This is a genomic window from Amaricoccus sp. W119 (assembly GCF_047275745.1).
GTDB lineage: Bacteria > Pseudomonadota > Alphaproteobacteria > Rhodobacterales > Rhodobacteraceae > Amaricoccus.
The window spans coordinates 19218-29815 of record NZ_JBKQWU010000043.1 but is presented as its reverse complement, the minus strand read 5'-3'; the positions used below and the strand labels follow the sequence as shown (position 1 = coordinate 29815).

The window sequence follows — 10598 nt, the reverse complement described above, 5'->3', positions numbered from 1 at the left end:
AGATCAATGCCGATGATTGTTGCCTCGTTCATGGATTCCTCCCCTTGGTGACCGCAAGAGCGCCAGCTTGGCACAACGCGATGCCGTCGGCGGGGGTATCCACTCCATCAGTTCACCCATGAATCCCGTGCTGCCCAGCAGCGTGCCGAGCAGACCCTTCGGCACCCCGAGCGCGCCCACGGTGTCCCAGACCCCTAGATAGGCGAGCCGCAGCCTGACCGGCTTCGGATTCGACTTCGGCGCGTGGCGCTCGCGCGACGTGACCTCATCGGGCTCGGCCCAGGCCGGGAGCGTCGAGACGTGCCCGGAGTAGCGCGCCCGGAACCGGCGGGCACGCTCGCCCACCGTGGCACCATCCTCCGCGCGATAGAGCGCCATCGCGTCCCTGATCCGCGCGGCGTGCCGCCGCTCGACGATCCCGGCGCGGCGGATCAGCCCGCAGAACGACCGCGCGCAATAGGCGCCGCGCGAGAAGCCGAAGAGATAGATCTCGTCTCCCCGCTCGTAGTTCAGCACGAGGAAGCGGTAGCCCTCCTCGATCAGCGCGTCGAGACCCCAGCCGAAGGCGCCGCCGAGCAGCCGGTCGGCGGCCTGCGCCAGCCGTCCGGTCCCCCGCCCGGCGCCCACGCCGTCGAGGTGATAGACCATCTGGGTGACCGGAACGCCATCCTCACCATAGGCCGTGCCAAGGATCGCTTCGGACAGTTTGGCGACATTGGTGCGTTCCTTCGCATCGAGGCGGTTCCACGTCCCGTCGCAGCAGAGCACAATCCGCTTCATCCGATCCCCCGATCCAGACCCGCCGAGCCATCACGCCGAGCCGATCCCTCCTGGATGCGCGGCTGAGGACCGCGGCGGGATACTGGCGAGACAGGATGAATTCTACGCGACGGGCGCGGTCCCGACCAAGCCGTAAGGCATCGGACCCGCGCGGGGCCCGGGCCGCCGCTCAGTCGCGGACGCGCCGCGCCTTGTGCTTGTCGAGCGCCGTCACGTTCGGCTTCTTGCGGTCCTTGTACGGGTTCTCGCCCGCGCGCAGATAGAGGCGGATCGGCGTGCCCGGCATGTCGAAGTCGCGGCGCAACCCGTTGACGAGGAAGCGCTTGTAGTCGTCGGGCACGGCATCGGGATGCGAGCAGAAGAGCACGAAGGTCGGCGGCCGGGTCTTCACCTGCGTCATGTAGCGCAGCCGGATCCGCCGCCCGCCGGGCGCGGGGGGCGGATGGTCGGCGACCTGCGCCGCGAGCCAGCGGTTGAGCCGCGAGGTCGAGATCCGCGCGTTCCAGACCGCGTGCGCCTTGATGATCGCCGCCTGGAGCCGGTCGAGCCCCTTGCCGGTGAGCGCCGAGACCATGACCATCGGCGCCCCGCGAAGCTGCGGCAGCAGGCGCCCGAAGGCTTCGCGCAGCTCATTGAGCTTGTGCGGCTTGTCCTCTTCGAGATCCCATTTGTTGACCGCGACCACCACAGCCCTGCCCTCGCGCTCGGCGAAATCGGCGATGCGGAGATCCTGGCTTTCGAACGGGATCTGCACGTCGAGCAGGACGACGACGACCTCGGCGAACTTGACCGCGCGCAGGCCGTCCGAGACGGAGAGCTTTTCGAGCTTCTCCTGGACCTTCGCCTTCTTGCGCATCCCGGCGGTGTCGAAGACGCGGAAGGGGGTGCCGCCCCAGTCGAGCGAGACCGCGATCGCATCGCGGGTTATCCCTGCCTCGGGTCCGGTCAGGAGCCGGTCCTCGCCCAGAATGGCGTTGACGAGCGTGGACTTGCCGGCGTTCGGGCGGCCGACGACGGCGATCTGGATCGGGCGCCCGGGGGGCAGGATCGCGCCCTCGCCTTCCTCGTCCACGCTGTCGTCGATCTCGTCGACATCGACATCGACGATCGCGGTGGCATCCTCGAAGCGTTCGGCGACCGGCTCCAGCGCGCGCAAGAGGTCGTCCATGCCGATCCCGTGCTCGGCGGAAACCGCGAGCGGCTCGCCAAGGCCAAGTTCGTAGGCGTCGTAGAGCCCCTGCTCGGCGGCCCGCCCCTCGGCCTTGTTCGCCGCGAGAATGACCTCGGGCGCCCGTTTGCGCAGGAGCTCGGCGAGGTTGCGGTCGGTCGGGGTCACGCCGACGCGCGCGTCGATCAGGAAGAGACAGACATCGGCCATCGCCACCGCGCGTTCGGTCAGCGCCCGCATCCGGCCCGGCAGGCTGTCGTCGGTCGCCTCCTCGAGCCCCGCCGTGTCGATGACGGTGAAGCGCAGCGGTCCGAGCCGCCCCGCGCCCTCGCGCAGGTCGCGCGTCACGCCCGGCTGGTCATCGACCAGCGCCAGACGCTTGCCGACCAGCCGGTTGAACAGGGTGGACTTGCCGACATTCGGGCGGCCAACGATGGCGAGCGTGAAGGACATGAGGCCGGAACCATTCGCGGAGGAAGGCGATCCTTACCGCCTCCCGCCGCTATTGGAAAGCGAGAAGGTTTCCGTCCCGCGTGACGACATACATGACGCCGCCCGCGATCGCAGGCGGCGCCCCGGCCCCGCCCGGAAGTTCGACGGAACCGAGTTGACGGCCCGTGCCCGGATCGAAGGACCGCAGCGTCTCGTCGGCGCTCGCGACCCAGAGCCGGCCGCCGGCGAGGATCGGGCCGTAATGCGAGATCGCCTCGATCCGCTTCTCCTCGTTGTAATATTCCGGCAGGTCGGTGCGCCACACGACCTGGCCCGTCTCGGTGTCGAGCCGGGCGAGCGCGCCTTCGTCCGTGACCATGAAGACCGAGCCGCCGACCGGCCAGACCGGACCATAGGACCCTTCCGACGCCGTCCATCGCCGCTCGCCGGTATCGGCGTCGATCGCGATGGTCCGCCCGCTCTGGTTGGAGGCGAAGACGGTGTTTCCGACGATCACCGGCTCGCCGCTGACATCGACGATCGCGTTACGCGCCAGTTCCCGGCGGCCGCCGGTCACGGCGTTGCCCCAGACCTGCAGCCCGTTGCGCGCGACGATCCCGAGCACCTCGCCCGAGGCGAAGGGGAAGACGGCGAGCGCGCCGTTGGTCGCCGGGCTCGCTCCGCCGAGCAGGCCGGTGCCGCCGACACCGCGCACGAACCAGTTGGTCTCGCCCGTCGCCGCGTCGAGCGCGTAGCCGGTGTCGTCGCGTACGACCATGAAGACCTGCCCGCCGGAGACCGTCGGGGCGGCGCGGATCGGCCCCTCGAAGGGCTGCGACCAGATCTGGGCGCCGGTCCGGGGATCGAGCGCCATCACCTGGCCGAATCCCGTCGTGACGAAGAGCACATTGCCCGCATAGGCGAAACCGCCGCCCGGACCATTGTCGGCGTGCTGTCCCTTCGGAACGATGCTCCGCGTCCAGGCGACCTGTCCGCCGCCCTGGCTGACCGCGGTGATCTGACCGCCCGCGTCGATCGTGTAGACGAGGCCGCCGGCGACGACCGGCGCGGTCAGGATGCGGCGGCGGCGCGCATCGCCCTCGCCGATCGGCACCGACCAGCGGAGCGTCGGCGTCGCGGCGAAGGCGGGGTTCACCAGCCGTCCGGCGGCGGAACCGTTGTGGTGCGTCCATTCGGCATTCATCACCGGCGCCGGGATCGGAACCGCGCGCACGGCCGACGGATCGGTCTCGCTCAGCGGCTGCTCGACCTGGCGGATCGGAATCCGGTCGCCCGGCAGGATGTCATCGGCGCAGCCGGCCAGCAGCGCGGCCGCGGCGAGTGCGAGGTGAACCGGGCGGACATTCGGGGTCTTCAAGCGCATCGGGTGGAAATCCTGCTCCGGCTCAGCCGTTCGAGGGCGCCGCGGGCAGCGTCGGAACCGCCGGGACGGTCCCGCCCGCGGCTTCGATCAACTGCCGCGCCCGGGTCGTGACCTGCTCCGGCGCCTGGGGCAGGGTGAGGATCGTTTCGAGATCGGCGAGCGCGGCGTCCCGGTCGCCCTCCGCGATCCGGACCAGCGCCCGCTGTTCGAGCGCGAGAGGCTGGAAAGGCGAATCGCCGTTGGAGAGCGTCTCCAGCGTGGCCAGTCGCTCGTTCGGGTCCATCGCATCGCCGAGAAGCATGACCCGCAGCAGCGCCGCGAGCGAGCGATAGAGCTCCGGCGTCTCCGGCTGGTCGGCGAGCGTGGCGAACGTCGTCGCCGCCGCCTCGGTTTCCCCGGCCTCGATCTGGCTGCCGGCCTCGGCGAAACGGGCGACGACCGCCGCCGCCGGCTCCTGGGCCGCCACATTGGCCAGCGCCTCGGCGCGGGCGGTCGCGTCGGTTTCGAGATAGGCGACGCGGAGCGCATCGCCCGCCGCCTCCGCCGCCCGCCGCTCCGCGCTCCGGCGCCATTCGTAGCCGCCGATCACGGTGAGAACCACGATCAGCACGAGCGCGGCCATCCAGCCATACCGCTTCAGGCCGCGATAAAGCTTGTCCCGGCGAACTTCCTCGCTCACCTCGTTGATGAAGGAATCACTCTGGCTCACGCCGTTCTCCGCTCCGTCCGGCGGGGGATATACCGTCCGCCCCGCGTGGTGCCAAGCCCGATCGCCCTTCGGCCGCGGCTTCCCCACCCGCTCTCTCCGGAACATGGAAGATCTGGCCGGGGTAGATCAGATCGGGGTTGGAAATCAGCCCGGTATTCGCATCGAAGATCTGGGTGTAGCGCATGCCGGAACCGTAGTGGATGCGTGCGAGCGTCCAGAGGTTGTTGCCCGGCTGCACCACGATCGAGACCTCGCCGGGCCTCGGCGGCGCACCTCCACCGGTGTCGCGGCGGAACGGCGTCTCGGTGCGGCTCAGGACATCGCCGGCCTCGTCGACCTGATCGACCCGGATCGTGTAGGTGCCGGGCGCGGTCCCGGGAACCGTGATGGCCCAGCGGCCATCGGTGCCGACGCGCCCCTCGGCGGCCAGTTCGCCATCGACGTAAACCCGGATCGCGGCGCCCGGAAGCCCGAACCCGTCGAGCGCCACGGCGCCCGCGTCACCGTAGGAGATGCTCGCGAAGGCGACCTGTCCCCGCCGCGCGCCGGAAGGCGGCGCGAGCGGGGTCACCTCGGCCTTGTCCGGCGACAGGACCGCCGCCGCCGCGACACCCGTCCCGGCCGCCTCCGGCCCGTCCGCGCCCGAAGTCGCCGCGTTGGGCAGGATGACCACCACCTGGTCGGAGCGGGTCGCCGTCCCGTCCGAAGACGTGGAGACGACGGTCAGCGCCCTCGGCGCGTCCGAAGTCCCGGCGTCGAACATCGCGACGAAACGCCCGGCCTCGTCCGCCGTCACCTCGACGACCGGCCGGTCGCCCGAAAGGACCGCGACGGTCGAACCCGGCCGCGCCCGCCCGGCGACGATGGCGGAGCCGTCCGGCTCGACGCGCATCACGTCGACGCTCGGCGCATCGCCCGCGGCCGCCTCGCCGCTGGCCGCCGGTGCCTCCGCCGACGGCGGGTCCAGGGCGTCCGCGGCGGTTTCCGTCCCAGGCGCCGGCGCCCCCTCGTCAGGCTGCCCGCTCCCGCGGGTCAGGAAATAGGTGAGCCCGATCGCGGCCACGAGAAAGCCCGCGACGGACAGCGCGCCGCGACCGATCGCGGCCCCCCCAGCGCCATTCGGAGTCGTGTCCATCGCATTACCCTCTCCTCTACGACCTCGCGGCGCCCTCCCCGGTCCCCTTCGGGTCTGGCTGTCGTCCCTGCGACCTGCTAGCCAATGGCGGCCGTCACGAAACCGGCGCCGGGCGGAAGTATCTTCCACCAGCCGAGGAGTTTTCGAAATGCCCCCGGGCACGTCCAAATCAATCTGTGTCTTTTGCGGCTCACGCGACGGAAATGACCCGGCATTCCGCTCCGCGGCCAGCGAGCTCGGCCACGCGCTGGCCGGGGAAAACTACCGTCTGGTTTACGGGGCGGGAGATGTCGGCCTGATGGGGGCGGTCGCACGGGCGGCCATGAAGGCGGGCGGCGACACGTTCGGCGTGATCCCCGAACATCTGATGCGCCGCGAGATCGGCAAGCGCGACCTCGGCGCCCTCGTCGTCACCGAGACGATGCACGAACGCAAGAAGGTCATGTTCATGAACGCCGATGCGATCGTGACGTTGCCGGGCGGGTTGGGCAGTCTGGACGAGTTGTTCGAGATCCTGACCTGGCGCCAGCTCGGCCTGCACCGGAAACCGATCTATCTTCTGAACACAAAGGGTTACTGGACGCCGCTCATCACCCTTCTCATGTCCCTGGTCGAGAACGGCTTCGCCGAGGTGTCGGTTCTCGAATTCTTCGACACCTACGGCACCGTCCCCGAACTGATGGCGGCGCTCCGCGCGGATCTCTGAGACCCGCGCCGCCGCCCCGTGTTACGCCGCCTCAGCCGGCCTGTCCCGGCAGCGGCTCTATCGCGCGGCGATAGAGATGCCAGGTCGCATGGCCGAGGATCGGCAGGACCACGATAAGCCCGAGAAAGAGCGGGATCGAGCCGATCACCAGCCCGACCGCGACGATCAGTCCCCAGACCGTGACGGTCGCCGGATTCTCGCGCGCGACACGGATCGAGGTGGCGATCGCCACGGGCACGCCCACGTTCCGGTCGAGCAGCAGCGGGAAGGAGACGATGCTGATCGCGAGCACCAGCGCCGCGTAGAGGAAGCCGATGCCGCAGCCGACGATGATGAGCGTCCAGCCCGCCGGGGTCGACAGGACGGAACCGAGATAACCGAGCATCGAAGCCGGCCGTTCGGCGCCCATGATCGCGTTGTTGAGCCCTAGAGCGGTGATCATCCAGGCGAGGAAGATCGCGCAATGCAGCAGGCCGAGCACCAGCACCGCGCCGAAACGCGGCGAGTTGAACACGCCGAGCGCATCGCCCCAGCTCGGCTCCTCGCCCATCTCGCGGCGCCGGCTCATCTCGTAGAGGCCGACGCCCGCGACCGGGCCGACCAGCGCGAAACCCGCGATCGCGGGGAAGATCATCGGCATCATGTCGCCGCGCAAGGCGCCTGCGATCATCAGGATGCCGATCACGGGATAGAGGAGACAGAGGAAGACCACATCCGAACGCGTGGCGGCGAAATCCTCCGCGCCCTTGCGCAGCGCCGCGCGCAGATCCTCGATCCCGATGCGCCTGACCCTTGGCGCGTGATCGGCCTCGACGTCGTGACTGCCGACGCGGTCGGCGACCGCGCCCAGATGCTGCCCGGTCGCCCGCGCGGTATCCACGCTCCAGGACAACGGATTCCCGATGGTATTCGGCATGAGCACCCTCCCCCTTTCATCGGGTTATGGGCGGCGGACCGCGAAGTCAGGAGCGCGAGGCGCCGCCCGCGTCGGCACACCGTAGCACACGCGAAACGACACGTCGCCCGCGGAAATTTTCACGAGAGCGGGAGGCCAGCCGGAAGCGGTCGGGTCAGAGGCGGCCGGGTCAGAGGCGGCGGGGTCAGAAGCGGTAATTGAGGCCCAATGAGAACATCATCGTCGTGTTGCTCGCGCCGGCGGCGTCGTTCAGCTCGCTGTTCCACCCGTCCAGGTTGAGATAGTAGACGTTCATGTCGCCATTGGCTTCCCAGAACTTCTGGTAGTTCGCCTCGCCCGTGAGCATCCACCGTTCGGTGAGATCATGCTCGGCCCGGAACGTGACGGCCGCCATCTGGGTGGCGCCGAAATGCCCCTCGAAGCGCTGGTCGTTCAGAATATGGGTGTCCTCGTCGGAGACCTGCGCGAAGGGGCTCGCGATCACCCGGCCGCTCAGTCGCAGCCCTGGCAGCGCATAGCCCGCGGCGATACCGAGATAGGGCGTGCGCCACCACTGTTCATAGTCGACCAGCGGGCCGCTGAACCGCCCCTCATCGTCGCGAAAACCCATCTGGGAATAGATGTAGCTGCCGTTCGAGGCCTGCCATTTGAAGTTGCGCAGCTGATAGCCCAGCAGCCCGTCGAACCACGCGCCCCGCCACTCCGCCACCCGCGCCTGGGCGGAGAGGTCAATCTCGAAGGCCCGTTCCAGACTGGTGTCCGCGTGGGTCGACCAGTCCGACCAGCCCTCCCGGTCGTCCCGGAGCCAGTCGTAGTCGTTCATCGTATTGTCCGAGGAGAGGCTGGCCCAGCCGCCGACCCCGAACCGCAGCCAGTCGGTCGCCGCGTAGTTGACCCGGGTTCCGACCACGAGCGCGTTCTCGATCGTCCAGGTCAGCCGGCTGACCCGCTCGCCATCATTGTAGACCAATTCGTCGGAATCGCCGCTGAGATGGCCGAGATACCCCTCCGCCGTCAGGCGATCGCCGAGCCGCGCGCCAACCGAGGACAGGACACCGACGCCACCCGTCGCGGGCGTTGCTATATCCTGGGCATGAACGGATTTCGCTTGAACTGCCGGACCAGCGGCCAAACCGGCGACCAGCGCCAGACCGAGACTGCGCACCTTATACACCCTTGCACTCCGCCCCCAACACGAGGGGAATCGGTCGCTCGTAACATGCCGGCATGACGGAGAAAAGTCCGGCGACGATCGCCGGTGAAGAGGGCTTCCGCCGGCCGGCGGAAGCCCCGGGAGCCTCAGAGCCTGGAGGCGACGTTTTCCCAGTTCACGAGCTTGTCGAGGAAGTTCGTGAGATAGGCCGGGCGCTTGTTGCGGAAGTCGATGTAGTAGGAGTGTTCCCACACGTCGCAGCCAAGCAGCGCGGTCTGGCCGAAGCAGAGCGGGTTCACGCCGTTCTCGGTCTTCGTCACCTTGAGCGAGCCGTCCGCGTCCTTGACGAGCCAGGCCCAGCCGGAGCCGAACTGCCCCGCGCCGGCGGCGCCGAACTCTTCCTTGAACTTGTCGACCGAACCGAAGGACTCGGTCAGCGCCTTTTCAAGCTCACCCGGGATCGCGCCCGAATCCGGGCTCATCATCTGCCAGAACTCGGTGTGGTTCCAATGCTGCGAGGCGTTGTTGAAGATCCCCGACTGCGCGACCGCGCCCGACTGGTAGGTGCCCTTGACGATCTCCTCGACCGACTTGCCCTCCCACTCGGTTCCCGCGATCAGCTTGTTGCCGTTGTCGACATAGGCCTTGTGGTGGATGTCGTGGTGAAACTCGAGCGTTTCCTTCGACATGCCCGCGCCGGCCAGCGCGTCATGGGCATAGGGGAGATCGGGAAGTTCGAAGGCCATTTTGAGTACCCTTTCTTTCATTCGAGACGAATTCGCCCGAACCGGTTCTAGACCGCCAAACATCGTTGTAAAAGGCTTGGCGCGAACTTTCGGCGAGCCGCGGGAAGTGGCCGCGCCGGGAGCCTTGGCCGGGTCGAGTCAGACCGGCAGAAGCGCCGCGGCCACCCGCCGCCCTTCGCCGAGAAGGACGTTGTAGGTCCGGCACGCCGGCGGGGTGGCCATGATCTCGACACCGATCCCCGCTCCCTCCAGACGCGCGCGTATTTCCGGGGCCAGAGGCCGGATCTCCGGCCCCATCCCCATCAGGAGAACGTCGATCGCATCGCTCTGTTCCAGAATGGAGTCGAGATCCCCAAGGCCGTCCCAGCGCTCGATCCCCGCGGGCAGAAGCAGCAGCGGACCCTCGCGCACCTCCCCGCCCACGCGGAAGAAGCCGGGGCCATAGCCGTCGACCGGCGGGCTGCCCGGATAGTGGATCTCGGTGACCCGCATCGTCCGCCTCAGACCCGCGCGTCGCGCTTGGCGCCGGTCTCGCCCTTCGCCGAGCCCCAGTCCCGCTTGACCCCGAACCAGAGCACGACCGCTGAAGCCACGTAGATCGAGGAATAGGTCCCGATCACGATGCCGAGGATCACCGCGACCGAGAAGCCGCGGACGGTCGGCCCGCCGAAGATCAGGATCGCGAGCAGCGCCAGCATCGTGGTCAGGACCGTCATCACGGTGCGGCTGAGCGTCTCGTTGAAGGCGAGGTTGAGCACCTCGACCAGCGGCATGCGCTTGTATTTCCGCAGGACCTCGCGCACGCGGTCGAAGACCACGACCGTATCGTTGATCGAGAAGCCGAGCACGGTCAGTACGGCGGCGACGATGGTGAGGTCGAATTCCATCTGGAAGAGGCTGAAGAGGCCCACGACGACGATCGCGTCATGCAGGAGCGACGCCGCGGCGCCGAGGCCGAACTGCCATTCGAACCGGATCCAAATGTAGAACATGATGCCGATGACCGAAAGCAGCACCGCGAGGACCCCGTCGAGCACGAGCTCGTCGGAGACCTTGGCACCCACGGTATCGACCTGAAGATAGCTGATCCCCGGGAAGGCCTGGTCGAGCGCCGCCTGCACCTGCGCGATCACCTCGCGCTGGTTGGTCGCATCCTCCCCGGTCACGCCGAGCCGCATCAGCACGACATGCCGCCCGGCTCCCGTCGTGTCGGAGGCGGTCGTCACGCCGACATCGCCGACATCGAGCTCCGTCAGCAGCCCGCGGAACTCCGCGACGTCATGCTCCTCCGGCGTCGCGGCCATGATGAGCGTGCCGCCTCGGAAATCGACGCCGTAATTGAGGCCGAACACCGCGATCGAGGCGAAGGAACCGAGGATGCCGAGGATCGACACCGCGAGCCAGAAGCGCATGTAGCGGAAGAAATCGATCCGGGTATTGTCGGGAACGAGACGTAGACGCATCACGAA

Annotated in this window: 11 protein-coding genes; 1 reads left to right on the top strand and 10 read right to left on the bottom strand. The window is 68.5% G+C overall.

From position 1 onward, the window contains the following. Positions 1-3: 3 nt before the first annotated feature. The 5 genes from ACLJK8_RS16895 to ACLJK8_RS16875 form a co-directional block, all read right to left on the bottom strand. Positions 4-780: a phospholipase effector Tle1 domain-containing protein gene (locus tag ACLJK8_RS16895; RefSeq protein ID WP_413151519.1), complete on the bottom strand. Its 777-nt coding sequence runs from the start codon at positions 778-780 to the stop codon at positions 4-6. A gap of 169 nt (positions 781-949) precedes the next feature. Next, on the bottom strand, positions 950-2401 hold the full coding sequence (gene der / locus ACLJK8_RS16890; protein WP_413151518.1) for a ribosome biogenesis GTPase Der: 1452 nt from the start codon (positions 2399-2401) through the stop codon (positions 950-952). A 49-nt stretch (positions 2402-2450) separates the two neighbouring features. After that, positions 2451-3764 (bottom strand): PQQ-binding-like beta-propeller repeat protein, encoded by a 1314-nt coding sequence (locus ACLJK8_RS16885; protein ID WP_413151517.1) that lies wholly within the window; start codon positions 3762-3764, stop codon positions 2451-2453. A 22-nt stretch (positions 3765-3786) separates the two neighbouring features. Then, positions 3787-4473 carry a tetratricopeptide repeat protein gene (locus ACLJK8_RS16880; RefSeq protein WP_413151516.1) on the bottom strand — a complete coding sequence of 229 codons (687 nt, stop codon included), beginning with the start codon at positions 4471-4473 and terminating at the stop codon, positions 3787-3789. Further along, complete coding sequence (locus tag ACLJK8_RS16875; protein WP_413151515.1) at positions 4460-5608, bottom strand: LysM peptidoglycan-binding domain-containing protein; 1149 nt, start codon at positions 5606-5608, stop codon at positions 4460-4462. Before ACLJK8_RS16875 ends, ACLJK8_RS16880 begins: the two co-directional genes overlap by 14 nt. Positions 5609-5756: 148 nt before the next feature. On the opposite strand from ACLJK8_RS16875, the gene ACLJK8_RS16870 reads away from it, so the two are divergent. After that, positions 5757-6314 (top strand): TIGR00730 family Rossman fold protein, encoded by a 558-nt coding sequence (locus tag ACLJK8_RS16870; protein ID WP_413151514.1) that lies wholly within the window; start codon positions 5757-5759, stop codon positions 6312-6314. 31 nt (positions 6315-6345) lie between these two features. Here ACLJK8_RS16870 and ACLJK8_RS16865 read toward each other — a convergent pair whose 3' ends face one another. The 5 genes from ACLJK8_RS16865 to secF form a co-directional block, all read right to left on the bottom strand. Then, the gene (locus ACLJK8_RS16865) at positions 6346-7230 is read right to left on the bottom strand and encodes a DUF2189 domain-containing protein (protein WP_413151513.1); all 885 of its coding nucleotides are present in this window, start codon (positions 7228-7230) and stop codon (positions 6346-6348) included. Positions 7231-7414: 184 nt separating this feature from the next. Further along, positions 7415-8404 (bottom strand): omptin family outer membrane protease, encoded by a 990-nt coding sequence (locus tag ACLJK8_RS16860; protein WP_413151512.1) that lies wholly within the window; start codon positions 8402-8404, stop codon positions 7415-7417. A 125-nt stretch (positions 8405-8529) separates the two neighbouring features. Further along, positions 8530-9129: a superoxide dismutase gene (locus tag ACLJK8_RS16855; protein ID WP_413151511.1), complete on the bottom strand. Its 600-nt coding sequence runs from the start codon at positions 9127-9129 to the stop codon at positions 8530-8532. Between the two features lie 138 nt (positions 9130-9267). Then, a complete protein-coding gene (locus tag ACLJK8_RS16850; RefSeq protein ID WP_413151510.1) occupies positions 9268-9621 on the bottom strand; it encodes an Mth938-like domain-containing protein in 354 nt (117 codons plus the stop codon). Between the two features lie 8 nt (positions 9622-9629). Continuing rightward, positions 9630-10592: a protein translocase subunit SecF gene (gene secF / locus ACLJK8_RS16845; protein WP_413151509.1), complete on the bottom strand. Its 963-nt coding sequence runs from the start codon at positions 10590-10592 to the stop codon at positions 9630-9632. Positions 10593-10598 lie beyond the last annotated feature (6 nt).